We start from the raw sequence: 19,141 nt of genomic DNA on the forward strand, positions 1-19,141 counted from the left end.
AATACGCCTAACCCGGCACAGCGCCCCTTCACAAGGGCAAGGCTTCGCGCTAGGGCAGAACCCATGCTCAAGACACGTATCATCCCCTGCCTCGATGTCGCCGACGGCCGCGTCGTCAAAGGCGTGAATTTTGTCGATCTGCGCGATGCAGGCGATCCGGTCGATGCAGCCCGCGCCTATGATGCCGCGGGCGCAGACGAAATTTGTTTTCTGGACATCCACGCAACGCATGAAAACCGCGGCACCATGTTCGACGTGGTGACACGCACCGCCGAGCAATGCTTTATCCCGCTGACCGTCGGTGGCGGGGTGCGGACCGTTGCCGATGTGCGCGCCCTGCTGCTGGCCGGGGCCGACAAGGTCAGCTTCAATTCCGCTGCGGTTGCCAATCCCGATGTGGTTGCGCAGGCCGCCGATCAGTTTGGCAGCCAGTGTATTGTCTGCGCCATCGATGCCAAAACCGTCGAGCCTGGACGTTGGGAACTCTTTACACATGGCGGACGGAAACCGACCGGCATTGATGCGGTTGAATTCGCACGCATGATCGCGGCGAAAGGCGCTGGTGAAATCCTGCTGACGTCCATGGACCGCGACGGCACCAAATCCGGCTTCAATCTGCCGCTGACCCGTGCAATCGCGGACGCGGTGGACATCCCCGTGATTGCTTCGGGCGGCGTTGGCACGCTCGATCACCTCGTCGAAGGCGTCACAGAGGGCCACGCCAGCGCGGTTCTGGCCGCCTCGATCTTTCACTTTGGCGAATACACCATTGCGCAGGCCAAGGCGCATATGGCCGCCGCAGGCATCCCGGTAAGACTATGACCCTTGAAGAACTGGAAACCATCGTCGCACGCCGCGCCAATGCATCACCGGACGAAAGCTGGACAGCCAAGCTGCTGGCCAAGGGCCCGGAGAAATGCGCCGAGAAATTCGGCGAAGAGGCCATCGAAGCCGTGATCGAAGCGGTCAAAGGCGACAAGGCCCGCTTGACCAGTGAAGCGGCTGATGTGCTCTTTCACCTGCTGGTCATGCTACGCGCCCGCAACGTCGAGATCAGCGCGGTGATGGCCGAGCTGGAGCGCAGGCAAACCCAATCCGGCTTGGCTGAAAAAGCCGCTCGCGGCGACTGAAATCCGGCTCGTTAAGGCTCGGCTGGCGGATGGGACGGCGGGCGGGGCGCCTTTGCGCCTCGCGCAAACAGCGCCGCAGGCCGTCACAGTTTGGATGAAATGACGCCGGTGTTGAAACCGCCCATGCGCAACTCACCAAAGAGCCGCTGATACTCGATCTTGGGGCAGCGATTCTGCACCACGTCCACACCGCGCGCCTCAGCCGCGGCGGCGGCTTCATGGTTTTCCACGCCAATCTGCATCCAGACCGTTTTCAGATCGGGAAACACCTCCAGCGCCTGCCCGACGATCGGTGGCACATGTTCCGAGCGCCGGAAAATATCCACCATGTCCACCGTGTCCGGGCATTCGGACAGATCAGCCAGAATCGTCTGGCCAAAGAGCTCCTTACCGGCATGCCCGGGATTGACCGGATAGACCGTAAAGCCACGAAGACTGAGATAACGCGCCACGAAATAGCTGGCTCTGACGGGGTTTGTCGAAACGCCCACCACCGCAATCTCGCGGGTGCGTTTCAGGATGTCTCTGAGGCGGCGGTCGATGTCATTCATTCCAGCACCCTAGGGGCCAGATATCCAGCCGCCAAGTCCCTATCCCCAAATCAGATGGGTCATATGATAGAAAACCGGAGCGGCAAAAATAACGCTGTCCAACTGGTCGAGGAACCCGCCCTGCCCCGGGATCAGATGTGACCAGTCTTTCACGCCCTTGTCGCGTTTGATCGCCGCGAAAACCAGACTGCCGAACATCCCGGTCACGGATGCCAGCCCGGCCATCAAAGTTGCCCCGACAAGTCCAAAGGGCGTGGCCCATGCCAGCCCGGCCCCGATGGCCATCGCACACAGGACGCCCACAATCATGCCTTCGATTGTCTTGGGCGACAGGCTGGGCGCGATACGGCGGCGCCCGAACCGCCTGCCGGCGTAATATTCGAACAGATCCCCAAATTGCACCACCATGGCAAAGAAGACGATCAGCAGGATTGATCTGTCCGACCCGTCGGGCATGTCATAGGTGATCAGAGCCGGAACATGGCTGATGCAAAAAACGCATATCATCAGGCCCCACTGCATTTCAGCGACGCGTGTGAGAAAGTTGCTGGGGTCCCCACGCAGTGCGCTGACTATCGGCAGCAGCAAAAACGCGTAGACCGGAATGAAAACGGTAAACAGGGCCGTCCAGTCAAAGGCAACAAACAGATACTGCAACGGCAGGATCACGAAACAGCCCAAAGCCAGCGATAGATGGTCCGCCCGGTGCTTGCGCGCAAACGTCAGAAACTCACGCAGCGCTGCAAAACTGGCAAAAGCAAAGAGCAGCAACACTCCCGTTCGCCCGCTCAGCACGGCCAGAGAGGTCAGGATCACCAGCCCCCACCACGTATGCACGCGCATGACAAAGGCTTCGACCACCGGATTGGCCTTGCCGCTGGGCTGGCGGGCACGCAGGAACTCACCCACAAGGGTCAAACCGATCAGGATTCCAAAGACCCCGAGCGACAGCCCAAGAATATCCAATGTGGTCTGGTTGTTCATGGGCCATCCCCGCCGGATGCGCGCGCACCGGGCCGTTCGGGGGCAAGATCCACGAGCGCGTCGGCCGCACGGCGCAAAAAGCTGTCTTTGTCTTCGCCATCGCGCACATGCACGGGCGCACCAAAGGTGACCGTGCAAATCAAAGGCAAGGGGATCACTTCGCCCTTGGGCATGATTTCATTGAGGTTTGCGACCCAAGTTGGCACCAGATCAACATCGGGCCGTGCCTTGGCAATGTTGTACAGACCCGCACGAAATGGCAGCAAAGGGTCCTCTGTCATGTTCCGGTTGCCTTCCGGAAAGATGATCAGCGACGCGCCTTCATCGATGGCTTCGATGATCTTTTCCATGGGATCTTCGGTTCTCGCATCCGGCCTGCGATCGATCAGGACGCAATTGAACACCTCTGGCCCCACAAATGCCCGCAGCTTGTTCTTGAGCCAGTAGTCCGCCGCCGCCACAGGGCGGGTCTGCCGCCGCATATGCGGTGGAAGCACCGTCCAGATCATCGGCATATCCGCATTGCTGACGTGGTTGGCGTAGTAAACCCGCTGAACAGCGACCGGTTCGATCCCGCGCCAATCCGCACGAACAGCGGTTATGAACCGCGCGACAAAGGCCAGCGCATGGCCCACCGTACGGGCCGCAATCCGGCGTGGAAGGGTAAACAAAGCAACCATCGTCACAGATTAGTGACAGAGCAAAAGCCGAATGAAAAGGGATCGATGCGGCAGTCCGAGGCTGGACTGTATGGCGGAGGCTCAGGGATTCGAACCCTGGGGACGCTTTCACGCCCGCCGGTTTTCAAGACCGGTGCATTCGACCACTCTGCCAAACCTCCGTCTGGCATCAGATAAACCGATGAATGCGATTCTAAAAGCATGCTTCGGGGAAAAACTGCCAATTGCAGAACAGCAGGCTTTTCAGAACGGCTTCAAAAGGGTACAGTTACAGGTAATGGGCCGAGATGAGCCCAACACGAGGCAGAATTTCAAAACACCGGGGCGCTTAATGATCCCGGTTATCCGCAATTGCGGAATACAGAGGCAAGAGGCAGAACATGAGCAAGGTTTTCCAGGCACAGTCCCCGGCCCGTAGAAGCAGGATACTGCGTAACTCCGTGCTTTTGCTCGGATATTTCGTGCTGTCCGCCTGTGCTGACGGCCAGATGCCAGCGTTCCTTCAGGCCAAGGCAGACGGCGGCGAAGAGATCGTAGCACGGGCTGCGACAGGTGGTGGCGCGACAACCGAACGCGACATCGAAGCACCGGAAATCTTTCAGGCAACCGAAGCAGGCCTTTGGGACGGTCGTCCATCGCTTGGTGGCGTTTGGGTCGCACATCCCGATGTAAGCGAACCGGGACGCGTGATTATTCGCAACGAACAGAACGGTCAGTTCGTGATTGGCGCCCTCTTCCGCCGTGAACGCCAAAGCCCCGGCCCCAGAGTGCAGGTGTCGTCCGACGCGGCGGCCGCTCTGGGTATGCTGGCAGGCGCGCCATCCAACCTCAATGTAGTCGCACTGAAGCGCGAAGAAGTGGCCGCAGAGCCGCCTCAGACGCCGGCGCCAGTCAATCTGGCCGAGGCAGTGCCCGCAGCACCGGACGTCACATCCGGCGCGCTTGATCCCGTTGTATCCGGTGCCGCTGCTGCGATCGAAACCGCATCTGCCGCGCCGTTGAAACCGGCAGCGCCAGCCGCATCCCCTACCCCGGCCGCCGCCAAGCCGCCAGCGCCGCAGGCGGCTAGCAAACTGTCCAAGCCATTCATCCAGATCGGTATCTTCAGCGTCGAACAGAACGCCAAGAACACAGCGACAGCCATGCGTCAGGCCGGCATGGTGCCAACAGTCAAAAAGCACAACTCGAAGGGCAAGACCTTCTGGCGCGTCGTGGTTGGCCCAGCGACCACCAAGTCGGACATGAGTGCGCTGCTCAAGAAAATCAAAGCGCAAGGCTTTGAAGACGCCTACGCCGTCAGCGGCTGAGGCTTCTGACACCTCGTTCAAGGCACAAAGCCGGGTCTGCAACAGATGCAGTGCCCGGCTTTTTCGTCTTCGCGACACGCAAGCCGCCGCCGACGGCGGGTGTTCGCATGCCCCGCTAGGGTGACACCTCGCCCGGATTGCGCAATATAGATATACGTCGGTGACTCGGCCCGCGCAGACATGGCGGGCATTAGGCAAGTTCAGGAGCAGCACAATGATCCGCAAGACCTTTCGCGTTTTGGCTGGCGCCATGACTCTGGCGCTGATGGCGACCAGTTCATTTGCTTTTGACACAAGGGCAAAAGCTGCCTTTGTGCTGGATCAGACAACCGGAACCGTGCTGCTCGCCAAACGTGCTGATGATGCATTGCCGCCCGCCTCCATGTCCAAGCTGATGACGCTCTATCTGGCGTTTGAGGCCGTACGCGATGGGCGTCTGCGACTGGACGAACAACTGCGGGTCTCTCAGCATGCAATGGATTACGGGGGCTCGACCCTGTTTTTGAAAGCAGGCGAACGAGTGTCCGTCGAAGACCTGATCCGCGGGATTATCGTGCTGTCAGGCAACGATGCCTGTGCCGTGATCGCCGAGGCCCTGTCACCCGACGGGACCGAAGCAGGCTTTTCACGCATGATGACCCAACGGGCGCAGCAATTGGGCATGACCTCTTCGGTTTTCAAAAACTCCAACGGCTGGCCTGCTCAGGGACATGTGATGTCGATGCGCGATCTGGCTTTGTTGGCACGGTTGCTGATCGAGGAATTCCCCGAATTCTACCCGATGTTCGCGCAAAAAGAGTTCTTGTTTGACAGCAAGGAAAGCCAGAACCGGTTCAATCGGAACCCATTGCTTGGGCTAGGCATCGGTGCGGACGGGCTGAAAACCGGTCACACAAGAGAAGCCGGTTACGGGCTTGTCGGCTCGGCCAAGCAAGGTGATCGCCGGGTGATCTTTGCCATTACCGGCCTCGACAGTTCCGCAGCGCGCGCCGAAGAGTCCGAAGCCATCGTGAACTGGGCTTTCCGCCAGTTCGCCGAACAAACCATCGTGAAATCGGGCAATGCTCTGGCACAGGCCGATGTCTTCATGGGCGCAGAAGAAAGCGTGGGACTGGTTGCGAAGGACGATGTGACTCTGTTGCTTCCGGTGGCCCGTCCCGAAGGTCTGAAAGCCGAAGTCGTCTACACTGGCCCAATCGAAGCACCAGTTACCGAAGGCCAGCGCCTTGCTGAACTGATCATCCAGCCCGAAGGACTGGAGGAAACACGCGTGCCATTGTTTGCCGAAAGCACCGTTGACGCTGGCGGATTTCTGGATCGCATGACAGTGGTCAGTCAGGTTTTGCTCAAGCGACTGCAAGATCGTTCCGGAGATGCGATGTAATGGGCCGCGGGCTTTTCATCAGCTTTGAAGGCATCGACGGCTCTGGCAAATCCACGCAAGCGCAAATGCTGGCAGAACAGCTGCGCGCCGAAGGCTTTGACGTGATCCTGACCCGCGAGCCCGGCGGCAGCCCCGGCGCCGAGGAAATCCGGGCGTTGGTTTTGCAAGGTGATCCTGATCGCTGGTCTGCAGAGGCAGAACTGCTGCTCTTTACCGCCGCGCGCCGCGATCATCTGGAACGCACGATCCAGCCTGCGCTGGACGCCGGAAAGATCGTAATTTGCGATCGTTTTGCAGACAGCACACGCATGTATCAGGGGCTGTCGCGCGGTGATCTGCGTGGGGCGGTGGACACATTGCACCAACTGATGATCGGAATTGAACCAGATCTGACCCTTCTGATCGACATGGACCCGGCCGCAGGGCTCGCCCGCGCCAAAGCCCGGGCCACCGAAGAAGAACGGTTCGAAGATTTCGGCGTGGATTTGCAGGAAAAGATGCGCGCAGGTTTTCTCGAACTGGCAAACGAATATGCAGACCGGTTCCGGGTGATTGACGGCAACCGGACACTGGAAGCTGTCTCAACCGACGTGCGCGCAACGCTTGATCCGCACCTGGAGCGCACACCAGCATGAGCGACGACACGCTGCCAGAGCCGGATTGCGTTCCCGGCGCACCCCATCCCCGTATGACCGCGCAATTGTTTGGTCAGGCCAAGGCCGAAGCCGATTTTCTGACAGCCTATAATTCAGGGCGTCTGCACCACGGCTGGCTGCTGACCGGCCCGCGCGGCGTTGGAAAGGCGACATTGGCGTGGTCCATTGCGCGGTTCCTTCTGTCGACGCCAGACGACGAAGGTGACGGATTGTTCGGAGCGCCGCCACCGCCATCCACTTTGTCCGTTGACCCCGAGCACCCGGTGGCCCGGCGCATGCAGGCATTGTCCGAGCCGGGGCTGTTCCTTTTGCGGCGTGGTCCGAATGAAAAAGGCGATAAACTGGCCACGGACATTCGCGTCACCGAAGTGCGCAAGCTGCAGGGCTTTTTCGGATTGTCGGCCGCCGATGGCGGACGGCGGGTCGTGATCGTGGATTCCGCCGATGAACTGAATGTTCAGGCCGCCAATGCGATCCTTAAGATGCTTGAAGAGCCCCCTGCCCGCACCACCTTGTTGCTGATCGCTCATCAGCCTGCCGGATTGTTGCCAACCATTCGGTCACGCTGCCGCGAATTGCGTCTGGATCCGCTGGGCCAGCAGGACATGCAAAGCGCTCTGCAACAAGCCGACATTGAAGTGCCTGAAGGCGAAACCGAAGCTTTGGCCGCGCTTGCAAACGGATCCGTTGGTGCAGCGGTCCGTTTGCTCAATCTGGATGGTCTCGCGCTCTATCGCGATTTGCTTTCTGTCTTGGGCAGCCTGCCCAGACTGGATCGCCCGCGACTGTTGGCCTTGTCGGACAGCTGCGCAGGCAAAGGGCGCGAAGACCGGCTGGATCTGCTGCTGACACTGGCGGACCAGCTTGCTGCCCGCATTGCCAGAACCGGGGCCACCGGCCAGCCGCCCGCCGCACAGATTGCGCCCGGCGAAGCGGAAACACTGCTTCGCCTTGCCCCGGATCAGAGGTCCGCCCGCCTTTGGGCAGAAGCAGCCCAAAAGACCGGAGACCGGGCCCGGCATGCCCGCGCGGTGAATGTCGATCCCGCTGCATTGGTTACCGATCTTCTGCACAGTCTGGCACGCGCCGTCTGATCGCAGGGCCGGTCCGTCACCTGTTTTGCCACGGGCCAGCACCCACAACAGAACTGACAAGAAAAAACGCCCGAGCGGGGGGCTCGGGCGTCAGTTACGGAACGAGGGACAGTGAAGGTCTCACGGGGGTTCCGGCCCCGCGATCCTGATAAAAAGATAGGCTCGAAAGACACAGTTTGTAGGGGTCTAAAGCTTTCGTGAACTAAAAAGTTGACAAATCCAAAGCCCGGATCGGCAGATTATCGCGCAAATTGCGCCACAGCCTTGTCAGGCAGGCTTTGCGCGAGGGTCGGATGAAGACTTTCTGAACGATCTGAACCCACTAGCCGTGCTTTTCGAAGCAGAAACAGTTTACTCAGGCCGGCCCAGCCCCCAATCGACGGGGCTTCGACATCTTGTGGAAATCGGGAACGCCAGTCCTCGGGGCAGTCGATACCGCAGGCCACCAGTTTCTCAAGCATCCAGACCAGTGGAATATTGGCCAAGGGTCGGGCCGCTTCATAGCCGCTGAGCTGTCCACCCACGTCGCCATGCGTGCCACGAAACCAGACCTGTTCGACCTTGCCGTCAAAACCCGGCGGGCAAGACCACAGCACCGGCGCATAGGCCAGACGCCGTTCATCATGGGCCAGGGCGTGAAAACCATGCTTGATGGTCCGGCCCAATTCGTGGCTGTGAAAGGCATGTTCCGTTTCGGTCATCCGCCACAACACCGGAAACCGCAGGCCCAGCGCTTTGACCGTATCCCAGACGCCGACCATCTCGATAGGAGACGCATCATGGCAATTTGCCGTGGCAAATTCCTGCGCTGATGTTCCATCCGGATCATAGCGGTACAGGCGATAAATCTGGCGAATATTGCGCTCTGTCGCGCATTCCGCCCGCAGCAGACCGACCCGGTCGATCACCCCCGCCAGAGATCGAACGGCATAGGCCCCGCGCGAATACCCCAACAAGAAGATGCGGTCGCCTTCGCGGTAGCGTGATGCCAGGTAACCATAGGCCCGGCGGATCTGCCGATTGATGCCCCGCCCCATCATCACGTCCGGAGTGGTTCGCCAGTCCGGCCATTGCACACCGGATTCATAGAACAGCGATGCATGGCCGTTTTCGGACAGCAGCTTGTAGGTCAATCCGGCATTCGTTTCCCGCCCCGGCTCGAGCGACGACATCGTTCCATCCAGAATGATGACATGATCGACGGGACCGCGATGCCGACTGTAGGTGGAATGGCCAGAGGCAAAACGCCTCCGGAACCACCCAACAACCCGGTCACTCAGCAGCGATCGCAACATCCTTTAACAGCTCCCACACACGCTGCGGTGTGAATGGCATATCCACTTGCCGCACACCCCGATCCCAAAGCGCATCCTGAACCGCATTCGACACAGCCGCGAGCGCGCCAACGGTTCCCGCCTCTCCGCAGCCTTTCATGCCGAGCGGGTTGGCGGTGGATGGAACAACTTCGGTTTCGAAGCCAATCATGGGAACATCATCGGCCCTTGGCATAGCATAGTCCATGAACGTCGCCGTGAGCAGCTGTCCGTCTTCGTCATGCACAACCCGTTCGGTCAAAGCCTGCCCGATACCCTGCGCAATGCCGCCATGGACCTGACCTTCTGCCAGCATCGGATTGATCAGGTTGCCGAAGTCATCCACCACGTTGTAGCGATCAACAACGACGCTGCCAGTTTCAGGGTCGATTTCGACCTCGGCCACATGCGCACCATTGGGGAACGAACGGCCCGGCAGTTTCGCCTGCGCCGCCCAGCTGAGCAAATCCTCACGCCCCGCATCGCGGGCCAGTTTGGCCGCTTCGAGCATGGTCGGCGTCAGATTGGAACCTTCGGCCCGGAACCGTTCGTCATCAAAGCGCACGTCATCCGGTGAAACACCCATTTCAGCGGCAAGGAACTCGGAAAAGCCCTGAATCATATCCGCGACAGCCACCAATGTGACATTTGCCTGAACCGTGACAGAGCGCGAACCGCCAGTGCCGCCACCAGTCCGGATACGGTCAGAGTCGCCCTGCACCACCGAAATCTGATCGGCCGGGATACCGGTCTGATCCGACAGGAACTGCGCAAAGACCGTTTCATGGCCCTGACCATTGCTCTGTGTGCCCACATAGATCAACGCACCGCCGTCTTCGGTGAACTCAACCTTCACGTCTTCATGTGGCTGACCAAGAATGCTCTCGATGTAGTAACAAAGCCCCTGCCCGCGCAGTTTGCCTTGCGCCTCTGACGCCGACTTGCGCGCGGCATAGCCAGTCAAATCCGCAGACTGGGCCACATGATCCAGAACCCGATCAAAATCGCCGACATCATAAGTCTCGCCCGGGATGGTCTTGTAGGGAAACTGATCCGGCTTGATGAAGTTGATGCGGCGCAATTCCCATGGGTCCAACCCCAACTCGCGCGCGGCCCGATCCATGACCCGTTCCAGAACGTAAATCGCTTCGGGTCGGCCCGCGCCGCGGTAGGCGTCCACCTGTGTGGTGTTCGTATAGATGCCCTCGCAAGTGTAATAGGCCGCCGGAATGTCATACACGCCCGTCAGAATGCGGGTGAACAAATTGGTCTGGATCGGCTGGCCGAACTGACTGTTGTAAGCGCCAAGGTTGCAGACGGTATGCGCCCGGTATCCGGTGATCCGGTTGTTTTCATCAAATGCCAGCTGTGCCTTGGTCACCAGATCGCGGCCATGGTGATCAGACAGCATGGCTTCGGTCCGGTCCGACATCCAATGGACAGGACGCCCCAAAACCATAGCGGCATGGCTCATTACGAAATATTCGGGATAGGGCATGCCTTTCATACCGAAACCGCCGCCCACATCCGGGTTGGTCACACGAATTTTGTCTTCGGACAGTTTCAGAGCTTCGACCATTTGGGGGATGATGCCCCACACGCCCTGTCCACTGAATGCAAGATGCAGCCGTTCGCCATCCCATTCTGTATAACAGCCGCGCGGCTCCATTGAGTTTACGATCACACGGTTGTCTTCGATATCCAGCGTTACGGTGCGCGCGGCTGCTTCGAATGCCGCCGCGGTCTCGTCTTCCAGCCCGAGGCCAAAGTCAAAGGCACGATTGTCAGGCGCTTCGGGATGGATCGCCTCTCCTCCGGCCCCAAGGCCAAGATGCACGGGCAGATCTTCGTAGTCGAATTCTATCAGTTCGGCAGCGTCGCGTGCCTGCTCCAGTGTTTCGGCAACCACCAAGGCCACCGCTTCGCCGACATAACGCACACGGCCCTCTGCCAACAAAGGCCGCTTGGGCGCGGCGCCGTCACTGCCATCACGGTTTTTTACAAGCGCGCCATACATGCCGGTGTTCAGGCCCGCGTCCAGCAAATCCTGTCCGGTAAGAACCAATTCGACCCCGTCTGCATTTCGGGCCTCTTCAACATCCAGCGTGGTGATCTGCGCATGCGCCACAGGCGAGCGAAACACAAAGGCCCGCAAACTGCCTTCGGGTGCGATGTCGTCAATGTAGCGGCCCTGACCGGTCAGGAACCGCGTGTCTTCAACGCGTTTGACTGGCTGACTTTTCCCGAATTTATCCATCTGCTGTCCCCTCTGTGACTTAGCCGGACACTAGCGGGGATCACCGGGTTGTCCAGTGGGGGCGTGCCTATCCGCCGTCGCCAGTCGGGTGCGTCAGCGTAACGACACGCCGCGCGCCGTAGCCGTTAAAGCCTGTGGTAATGGCCGCCGCATAAGCGCCCATGCCCTCGAGCAGAACATGATCGCCATCCGCGCAATCGCCGGGCAATGCAACCGGGCTGGGCAGCTTGTCGAGGCTGTCACAGGTTGGCCCGAAGATCGTTGTCGGCTCTGAGCGGCCTGTGCGTTCGACCCCATCGGCAGAAATCACGCGCAGACGCGAGCCGGGTAGCAAATCACGCCATTCAGACAGACCACCGTAGATTCCGTCATTCAGATAGACCGCCCCGGGCACTTTGGCCTTGATGCGAACCGCCAGCTTGAAGGCCTCAGCGACCATGGCGCGCCCCGGCTCGCACACCAATGGCGGCGGAACATCGAAGTGATGGGCTGTGGCCTGCTGGATCGTTCGGAACACCGCCGGAATATCCGGCGCCGCGCCTTTGCGATGCGCCGCAAATCCGCCGCCGACGTTTAACCGGTGCAGGGTCACGCCTGCGCGCGCCGCCGCTTGTGCGGCCTCGGCGATGTAGGCGGCCCAGACTTTCGGTGCTTCGCATTGCGTACCGGGGTGAAAGGTGACCGACGGCAATCCACCGCGCGCAACCACGTCCTGCAACAAGCCCGTCACCCTATCGGGTTCGGCACCAAACTTTTCCCCAAAATCATAAGCCGCGCCTTTTAGTGGCAGCTTGAGCCGGACAGCGATTTCGCAGCCAGTGATGTTTCCAAGCTTGTCCAGCTCGCTCTTGCGATCGATGGACCACGATGCCACCTCAAAGCTGCGTCCCTGCTCGATCTCTGCCAGAGACCGGATCGGGTTGTGATAATGCAGAACCGCACCTGGACAGACCGCCCGCACCAGAGCCATCTCTGCTGGCGAGGCGATGTCAAAAGTCTGCATGCCGGCCTGCACCAAGGTCGCCAGCACTTCTGGCTCCGGGTTTGCCTTGACCGCGTAGGTCACGAGCCCCGGGAAATCGCGGCGGAACTGTTCGGCGGTTCGGCGCAGCACCCGCGGATCAAAAAAGAACACCGGCTCGTCCGGGTTGTTCCGCAAAAGCCAGTCCACCGGATCAGAAAGAAAGCGTTGCTCAAGCATCAGACCTGCCTTGATATTGAAAATCACCTGTCTTGCTCAGCTTGCGGGCTGAGATCATCAAATACGATTGGCAAAATAGACATATCGTCTTTATGTTTCATTCAAAATGACGAGGCACTGATGCAGATAGACGAAACAGACCGCGAATTGATCGCATTGCTCGCTGAAAACGCGCGTTTGCCAGTGGCTGATCTGGCCAGAAGGCTTGGCATTGCACGGACAACAGTTCAGGCGCGCATGGAGCGGTTGGAATCCCGCGGATTGATTGCCGGATACACACTTCGACGCGGTCCGGGCCTGCGATCCCCGATCCGGGCGACCATCTTGGTGGGCATTGAACCGCGAGCAGGCGCCGCTGTTGTTGCCCGCCTGCGCACCCTGCCCGTTGTCGAGGCGGTCCACACCACATCGGGGCGTTTCGACCTGATCGTAACGCTTAGTGCCGACAGCACCGAAGCACTGGACAAAACGCTTGACCTGATCGGCGAAGCCAAGGGCGTTCGTAGTTCAGAAAGCCTGATCCATCTCACAACCAAGATCGACAGGGGCTGAACCCGCGCCCGGATGTCATCTTGTGCGATCGACAGACGGGGCCTAGCCTGTCCGCCAATTACCCAAGACGCAGAGCATTCTCATGACTGACCCATTGAAGCGTACGATCGGCCTCGGCCTTTTGACCACCTATGGTGTCGGCGTGATGGTCGGCGCAGGCATTTACGTTTTGACTGGCGCCGTGGCCGGTCTGGCTGGCATCTGGGCTCCCTTTGCTTTCCTGCTGGCTGGGCTTGTGGCAGCGCCCACGGCCTTGTCCTACGCCGAGTTTTCAACCCGTGTGCCCGAAGCTGCGGGCGAAGCGGCATATGTCCGGCGCGGGTTCGGGCATGACTGGATCGGCACGCTGGTCGGGCTGGCCATTGTTGCAGCCGGGACCATTTCTGCCGCCGCAGTGCTGCGTGGTGGCACCGGATACCTGCTGGGCATCATCGATCTTCCCTTTGGCCCGACGGCCTGCATGATGGGTATCTTGCTGACCGGCGTGGCCATCTGGGGGGCAATGGAAAGCCTCGCCCTTGCCGCCGTCTTTACAGTGATCGAAATTGCCGGGCTGGGCCTGATTATCTGGGCCGGTGCGAGCTTCGGCCTTCAGCCCGACGCGATTGCCGTCAATCCGCCCCCCGAGATCATGCCCGTCGCCGGGATCGGAGCCGCAGCAGTGCTGGCGTTCTTTGCCTTTATCGGGTTCGAAGACATCGTGAACATGGCAGAAGAGGTGCGCAATCCGCTGCGAACCCTGCCACGTGCGATCCTGATTTCTCTGGCCATCACCTCGGTTCTTTATGCACTGGTCAGCTGGGCTGCGGTGCGGGTCGTGCCTGCCGCAGATCTGGCCGCATCCGAACAACCGCTTGCGCTGGTATGGCAACAGGCGCGTGGCGGCAACGCAGCCTTTTTATCCGCAATCGCAGTCTTTGCCGCCCTGAACGGCGTACTGGCGCAAATCGTCATGGCCTCACGCGTCCTGTTTGGTCTGGGTAAAAACGGCGGATCTCTGGCGATCTTTCACCATGCCCATCCTCGGTTTGGCACGCCAGTCTTGGCCACGGTCCTTGTCGGTCTGGCAGTCATCGCGGCGGCGCTGGTCCTGCCCGTTGCGGTGTTGGCCGAGGCGACCTCGACCGTGTTGCTGATCGTGTTCGTTCTGGTGAACGCCGCGCTGATCGCAGTCAAACGGACAGGCAGCAGCGCGCCCTTTACCGTGCCAGACTGGGTGCCCTGGATTGGTCTGGTTCTCCCACTGGGCGCTTTGGCTCTGGGAGTGATCGGATGAGCATCCCTCTTGTTCTGGGCTCTTTGTGGGTGGTGGCCTCGGCCATCGTGGCGATGTTGCCGATGCAGCGCCAATACGCGCCCGGTGTGGCCTTGCTGGCACTTGCGCCACTTCTGATCCTATGGATCGGTTTTGCACATGGTTGGCTCTGGACGGCGCTGGGGCTCTTTGCTTTTGTGTCGATGTACCGCAATCCGCTTCGGTATTTTTGGCGTCGTTTCAGGGGCAAGGACACATGACACTTTCGCTGATTGCTACATTTGCTTGGCTGGTACTGGCCAACGTGCTGGCGATGCTGCCATCGAATGACAACCACTGGCGGCGCGCATATTTCCTGATCGCGCTTGGCCTGCCTCTGTTGATCTGGGTGTTCTGGCAGAACGGACCATGGATCGGATTGCTGGCGCTGGCCGCCGGTATGAGCGTGCTGCGCTGGCCCGTGCGTTACCTGATGCGCTGGCTGCGCGGGCTTGTCGCCAAGACCTAGGCTGTGTAAGCGCAGGCCATGAGCATGATACCCACTCCACGCGGCACGCTGACCGCTGACCGCCCCCTCGATGATCTTACATGGCTGCGTGTTGGCGGCCCTGCCGATTGGTATTTCCGCCCGGCGGACGAAGCCGATCTGGCTGCGTTTCTGGCGGCCCTGCCCTCAGAGATTGCCGTGTTTCCCATGGGGGTCGGATCGAACCTGATCGTGCGGGATGGGGGCATTCGTGCGGTCGTCATCCAGATGGGTCGCGGCTTTAACCAGATCACCGTTGACGGCACTCGGGTGACAGCCGGTGTTGCAGCACTGGACGCTCATGTAGCCCGCCGGGCCGCACAGGCTGGCGTCGATCTGACATTCCTGCGTACAATTCCCGGTGCGATCGGCGGAGCTGTTCGGATGAATGCGGGCTGCTATGGCTCTTATGTCGCCGATCATTTTGTCAGCGCCCGCGCCATCACCCGCGAGGGCAAGACCGTCACACTGGGGCCGGACGATCTGAACTTTCAGTACCGGCAAAGCGATCTGCCCGAAGGCTGGGTGATCGTCGAGGCCACTTTTGAAGGCATTCCCGGCGATCCAGAAGCCTTGGATGCGCGGATGACCGCCCAACTGGCAAAGCGCGACGAAACCCAGCCGACCAAGGACCGCACGGCAGGCAGCACCTTTCGCAACCCAGCAGGGTTTTCCAGCACCGGGAAAGACGATGACACACATGAATTAAAGGCATGGAAGGTTATCGACGACGCCGGAATGCGCGGTGCGACACGGGGCGGCGCGCAAATGAGCCCCAAGCACAGCAACTTTCTGGTCAACACCGGCGGCGCGACAGCTGCAGACCTCGAAGGGCTGGGCGAAGAAGTGCGAAAAAGGGTTTCCTCGCATAGCGGAATAGAGTTACAATGGGAAATCATGCGCGTCGGAGAACCGGCGGCAGACTAAAGGGCCACAAAGGCTCTGCGGCGCATAAACGTCGCGAAAAACAACATGGGGCAACGACCCCAGAGGCAGATAGGCGGTTTGGGTATGTCGAGCAGGACATCCCGAAAAGTGGTGGTACTGAAAGGCGGTCCCTCGGCTGAACGAGAGGTTTCGCTGAGTTCCGGGCAGGAATGTGCTGCCGCTCTACGGGGCGAAGGTTTTGAAGTTACCGAGATTGATGCGGGGGCCGATGTGGTGGCCCGCCTTCAAGAAGCCGCGCCTGACGCGGTCTTCAACGCCCTGCATGGTCGCTGGGGCGAAGATGGCTGCATTCAAGGCCTGCTGGAATGGATGCGCCTGCCCTATACGCACTCTGGGGTGATGGCCTCGTCGATGGCGATGGACAAAGAGCGCACCAAAGAGATTTATCGCGAAGCTGGCCTGCCGGTGGCGGACAGCCAGCTGGCGGACAAGGTCGATGTTCAGGCCAGCCACGTGATGGCCCCACCCTATGTGGTCAAGCCATACAACGAAGGCTCATCGGTCGGCGTCTACCTTGTGGATGAGGCTGCAAACGGTCCTCCGGTCCTGAATAAGGACATGCCGCAGACCGTCATGGTCGAAGCCTTCATCCCGGGCCGCGAGCTGACCTGCACGGTCATGGGCGATCGTGCGCTAGGCGTGACGGAAATCCTGACCGATGGCTGGTACGACTATGACGCCAAGTACAAGGCCGGTGGCTCACGCCATGTTTGCCCTGCCGATGTTCCGGGAGAAATTACGGCGGCCTGTCTCGACTATGCGCTGCGCGCCCATCAGGCGCTGGGGTGCCGCGGCGTGACACGAACAGATTTTCGTTGGGACGAAGACAAGGGTCTGGACGGGCTGATCCTGCTTGAAACCAACACCCAGCCGGGGATGACACCAACATCGCTGTCCCCCGAGCACGCTCAATTGATCGGACTGAGCTTTGGCCAGTTCTGCGCATGGATGGTGGAGGACGCGTCATGCGACAGATAGAGGCCAACGATCCTCAGATGGCGCGGCTCGATCCGTCGGGCTCGCGGCTGAAATACCGGATCGAACGTTTGATGCTGACGCCGCTGTTCCGCGGCGCTTTGCGCGTAGGTGTGCCTCTGGCGCTGACATTCGGCCTGGGAACATGGTGGTTTTCGGTCGATGATAACCGCAACGCCTTCAACACGATGATCGCCGATCTGCGCACCCAGGTCGAAAGCCGGCCCGAGTTTCAGGTCAAACTGATGGCCATCGACGGAGCAAGCGATGCGGTGGCTGCCGATATTCGAACCATTTTGCCAGTCGAATTCCCGATTTCGTCCTTTGACCTCAATCTCGATGAGATGCAGCAATCCGTGGTCGGTCTGGATGCCGTGCGCAAGGCACATCTTCGCATCAAACAAGGCGGCGTTCTTCAGGTCGACGTGACCGAACGCATTCCCAAGGTGCTTTGGCGGCGCGAAGACGCGCTGGAATTGCTGGATGGCAAAGGCAACAGGGTTGCCGACGCACACGCACGCGCCCACCACGCGGATTTGCCCGTTATTGCAGGCGATGGCGCTGAACGCGCCGTGCCCGAAGCCTTGGCCCTGCATGCCGTTGCCGGGCCGCTCAGCGGGCGTGTTCGCGGCTTTGAGCGCATGGGCGCACGCCGATGGGATGTGGTTCTGGATCGGGGCCAGCGGATCATGCTGCCCGAAGACGGCGCTGTGCGCGCGCTCGAACGCACCATCGCGATGCAACAGGCGGTCCAGATGCTGGATCGCGATTTGATTGCCGTCGACCTGCGATTGCCGCAGCGCCCGACGGTCAGAATGACAGAACAAGCCACACAAGCGATGTGGCAATTCAAGGCAATTGAGGCCGGCGGGGAACAACAACAATGATCGAGCTTTACGAATCCCAACGCGCAATGCGGAATATGCGACGCGCTGCCATGCAACGGGGCGTTATTGCCATTCTGGACGTTGGCAGCTCCAAGATTGCCTGCCTTGTCCTGCGGTTTGACGGCACCGATCCGGCCGAAGAAGGGATCGGATCTCTGGCGGGGCAGTCCGGCTTTCGGGTCATTGGCGCCGCGACGACGCGGTCGCGCGGGGTTCGTTTCGGCGAGATTTCCTCGATGGGTGAAACCGAGCGCGCCATTCGCACCGCCGTACAGGCCGCGCAGAAGATGGCAGGCATTCGCGTCGATCATGTGATTGCCTGCTTTGCAGGGGCCGAGCCGCGCAGCTACGGGCTTGCCGGCTCATCCGAAGTCTACAGCACCACAGTCGACGAACAGGATGTGGCGCGCGTTCTGTCCGCCTGCGACGTGCCCGATTTCGGACATGGGCGCGAAGTCCTGCACGCGCAGCCCGTAAACTTTGCTCTCGATCACCGGTCCGGCCTGATCGATCCGCGCGGCCAGATCGGCAATGAACTGTCCTGTGATATGCACATGCTGACCGTCGATGCGCAGGCCATCCAAAACCTCGCCTACTGTGTCAAACGTTGTGATCTCGAACTCGCCGGCATTGCATCCTCATCTTACGCGTCAGGCGCATCGGCGCTTGTTGAAGACGAACAAGAACTGGGCGCAGCCTGCATCGACATGGGTGGTGGCGCCACCGGTGTGTCCATCTTCATCAAGAAGCACATGATCTATGCAGATGCCGTGCGCATGGGCGGCGATCACGTCACCTCGGACATCTCGATGGGCCTGCAGGTTCCCATGGCGACAGCCGAACGGATTAAAACCTTTTACGGTGGCGTACATGCCACCGGCATGGATGACCGCGAAATGATCGAAATCGGCGGCGAAACCGGCGATTGGGAACATGACCGCCGCACTGTGAGCCGGGCTGAACTGATCGGTATCATGCGCCCCCGCGTCGAAGAAATCCTGGAAGAGGTTCACGCCCGCCTTGACGCGGCAGGGTTTGAACACCTGCCAAGTCAGCAAATCGTTCTGACCGGCGGCGCCTCTCAGATCCCCGGGCTTGATGGTCTGGCTTCCAAAATTCTGGGGCATCAGGTTCGTCTCGGGCGCCCACTGCGCGTCAACGGCCTGCCCCAAGCGGCAACAGGCCCCGGATTTGCAAGCGCCGTTGGCCTATGCCTGCACGCAGCGCACCCGCAGGACGAATGGTGGGATTTCGAGATTCCGGTCGACCGTTACCCGGCGCGCAGCCTCAAGCGCGCAGTGCAGTGGTTCCGCGACAACTGGTAACCCAAACAAATCCATGAAATTCGCGATTTGCCCGGTGACAAGCCCGGGCAGATCCCGTAGAGTATTGCCCTATACAAAAGCGCGAAAACATGCGCAGAGGATCGAGCAGGTATCCT

Annotated in this window: 20 protein-coding genes and 1 tRNA gene; 14 read left to right on the forward strand and 7 right to left on the reverse strand. The window is 60.2% G+C overall.

What is annotated here, in order from left to right; genetic code table 11:
• Positions 1-63 precede the first annotated feature (63 nt).
• Entirely contained in the window at positions 64-822 is a 759-nt protein-coding gene (gene hisF, locus PFY00_RS10880; protein WP_271432581.1) for an imidazole glycerol phosphate synthase subunit HisF, read from the forward strand.
• The gene (locus tag PFY00_RS10885; RefSeq protein ID WP_271432582.1) at positions 819-1,130 is read left to right on the forward strand and encodes a phosphoribosyl-ATP diphosphatase; all 312 of its coding nucleotides are present in this window, start codon (positions 819-821) and stop codon (positions 1,128-1,130) included. The genes hisF and PFY00_RS10885 overlap by 4 nt, the downstream gene beginning before the upstream one ends.
• 83 nt (positions 1,131-1,213) lie before the next feature.
• Here the strand turns inward: PFY00_RS10885 and PFY00_RS10890 are convergent, their stop codons facing one another.
• The 4 genes from PFY00_RS10890 to PFY00_RS10905 form a co-directional block, all read right to left on the reverse strand.
• Complete coding sequence (locus PFY00_RS10890) at positions 1,214-1,681, reverse strand: CoA-binding protein (RefSeq protein WP_271432583.1); 468 nt, start codon at positions 1,679-1,681, stop codon at positions 1,214-1,216.
• Positions 1,682-1,720: 39 nt separating this feature from the next.
• Complete coding sequence (locus PFY00_RS10895; RefSeq protein ID WP_271432584.1) at positions 1,721-2,665, reverse strand: phosphatidate cytidylyltransferase; 945 nt, start codon at positions 2,663-2,665, stop codon at positions 1,721-1,723.
• The gene (locus tag PFY00_RS10900) at positions 2,662-3,345 is read right to left on the reverse strand and encodes a lysophospholipid acyltransferase family protein (RefSeq protein ID WP_271432946.1); all 684 of its coding nucleotides are present in this window, start codon (positions 3,343-3,345) and stop codon (positions 2,662-2,664) included. The genes PFY00_RS10895 and PFY00_RS10900 overlap by 4 nt, the downstream gene beginning before the upstream one ends.
• 71 nt (positions 3,346-3,416) lie before the next feature.
• A tRNA-Ser gene (locus PFY00_RS10905) sits at positions 3,417-3,506 on the reverse strand.
• Positions 3,507-3,725: 219 nt separating this feature from the next.
• On the opposite strand from PFY00_RS10905, the gene PFY00_RS10910 reads away from it, so the two are divergent.
• From PFY00_RS10910 to PFY00_RS10925, 4 genes are all read left to right on the forward strand, one after another.
• Complete coding sequence (locus PFY00_RS10910) at positions 3,726-4,652, forward strand: SPOR domain-containing protein (RefSeq protein ID WP_271432585.1); 927 nt, start codon at positions 3,726-3,728, stop codon at positions 4,650-4,652.
• Positions 4,653-4,866: 214 nt separating this feature from the next.
• Positions 4,867-6,036, forward strand: coding sequence for a D-alanyl-D-alanine carboxypeptidase family protein (locus PFY00_RS10915; protein WP_271432586.1), 1,170 nt, complete (start codon positions 4,867-4,869; stop codon positions 6,034-6,036).
• Entirely contained in the window at positions 6,036-6,671 is a 636-nt protein-coding gene (gene tmk, locus PFY00_RS10920; RefSeq protein ID WP_271432587.1) for a dTMP kinase, read from the forward strand. Before PFY00_RS10915 ends, tmk begins: the two co-directional genes overlap by 1 nt.
• Complete coding sequence (locus PFY00_RS10925) at positions 6,668-7,786, forward strand: DNA polymerase III subunit delta' (RefSeq protein ID WP_271432588.1); 1,119 nt, start codon at positions 6,668-6,670, stop codon at positions 7,784-7,786. The genes tmk and PFY00_RS10925 overlap by 4 nt, the downstream gene beginning before the upstream one ends.
• A gap of 239 nt (positions 7,787-8,025) precedes the next feature.
• Here PFY00_RS10925 and PFY00_RS10930 read toward each other — a convergent pair whose 3' ends face one another.
• The 3 genes from PFY00_RS10930 to PFY00_RS10940 all read right to left on the reverse strand — a co-directional run bounded on the left by PFY00_RS10930 (position 8,026) and on the right by PFY00_RS10940 (position 12,584).
• On the reverse strand, positions 8,026-9,081 hold the full coding sequence (locus tag PFY00_RS10930) for a DUF2235 domain-containing protein (protein WP_271432589.1): 1,056 nt from the start codon (positions 9,079-9,081) through the stop codon (positions 8,026-8,028).
• The gene (locus tag PFY00_RS10935; RefSeq protein WP_271432590.1) at positions 9,059-11,356 is read right to left on the reverse strand and encodes a xanthine dehydrogenase family protein molybdopterin-binding subunit; all 2,298 of its coding nucleotides are present in this window, start codon (positions 11,354-11,356) and stop codon (positions 9,059-9,061) included. Before PFY00_RS10935 ends, PFY00_RS10930 begins: the two co-directional genes overlap by 23 nt.
• 67 nt (positions 11,357-11,423) lie before the next feature.
• Positions 11,424-12,584: a type III PLP-dependent enzyme domain-containing protein gene (locus tag PFY00_RS10940; protein WP_333908208.1), complete on the reverse strand. Its 1,161-nt coding sequence runs from the start codon at positions 12,582-12,584 to the stop codon at positions 11,424-11,426.
• 93 nt (positions 12,585-12,677) lie between these two features.
• On the opposite strand from PFY00_RS10940, the gene PFY00_RS10945 reads away from it, so the two are divergent.
• The 8 genes from PFY00_RS10945 (at position 12,678) to ftsA (ending at position 19,025) form a co-directional block, all read left to right on the forward strand.
• Positions 12,678-13,109 carry an Lrp/AsnC family transcriptional regulator gene (locus PFY00_RS10945; RefSeq protein WP_271432591.1) on the forward strand — a complete coding sequence of 144 codons (432 nt, stop codon included), beginning with the start codon at positions 12,678-12,680 and terminating at the stop codon, positions 13,107-13,109.
• An 82-nt stretch (positions 13,110-13,191) separates the two neighbouring features.
• Positions 13,192-14,385: an APC family permease gene (locus tag PFY00_RS10950; protein WP_271432592.1), complete on the forward strand. Its 1,194-nt coding sequence runs from the start codon at positions 13,192-13,194 to the stop codon at positions 14,383-14,385.
• Positions 14,382-14,624: a DUF2484 family protein gene (locus PFY00_RS10955; protein WP_271432593.1), complete on the forward strand. Its 243-nt coding sequence runs from the start codon at positions 14,382-14,384 to the stop codon at positions 14,622-14,624. Before PFY00_RS10950 ends, PFY00_RS10955 begins: the two co-directional genes overlap by 4 nt.
• The gene (locus PFY00_RS10960) at positions 14,621-14,872 is read left to right on the forward strand and encodes a DUF2484 family protein (RefSeq protein ID WP_271432594.1); all 252 of its coding nucleotides are present in this window, start codon (positions 14,621-14,623) and stop codon (positions 14,870-14,872) included. Before PFY00_RS10955 ends, PFY00_RS10960 begins: the two co-directional genes overlap by 4 nt.
• Positions 14,873-14,890: 18 nt before the next feature.
• The gene (gene murB / locus PFY00_RS10965; RefSeq protein WP_271432595.1) at positions 14,891-15,817 is read left to right on the forward strand and encodes a UDP-N-acetylmuramate dehydrogenase; all 927 of its coding nucleotides are present in this window, start codon (positions 14,891-14,893) and stop codon (positions 15,815-15,817) included.
• A gap of 78 nt (positions 15,818-15,895) precedes the next feature.
• The gene (locus PFY00_RS10970; protein WP_271432948.1) at positions 15,896-16,816 is read left to right on the forward strand and encodes a D-alanine--D-alanine ligase; all 921 of its coding nucleotides are present in this window, start codon (positions 15,896-15,898) and stop codon (positions 16,814-16,816) included.
• Positions 16,804-17,700 (forward strand): cell division protein FtsQ/DivIB, encoded by an 897-nt coding sequence (locus tag PFY00_RS10975; RefSeq protein ID WP_271432596.1) that lies wholly within the window; start codon positions 16,804-16,806, stop codon positions 17,698-17,700. The genes PFY00_RS10970 and PFY00_RS10975 overlap by 13 nt, the downstream gene beginning before the upstream one ends.
• Entirely contained in the window at positions 17,697-19,025 is a 1,329-nt protein-coding gene (gene ftsA, locus PFY00_RS10980; protein WP_271432597.1) for a cell division protein FtsA, read from the forward strand. Before PFY00_RS10975 ends, ftsA begins: the two co-directional genes overlap by 4 nt.
• Positions 19,026-19,141: the final 116 nt, after the last annotated feature.

It is taken from the genome of Thalassococcus lentus, assembly GCF_028023555.1.
Classification (GTDB): Bacteria; Pseudomonadota; Alphaproteobacteria; order Rhodobacterales; family Rhodobacteraceae; genus Thalassococcus_A; species Thalassococcus_A lentus.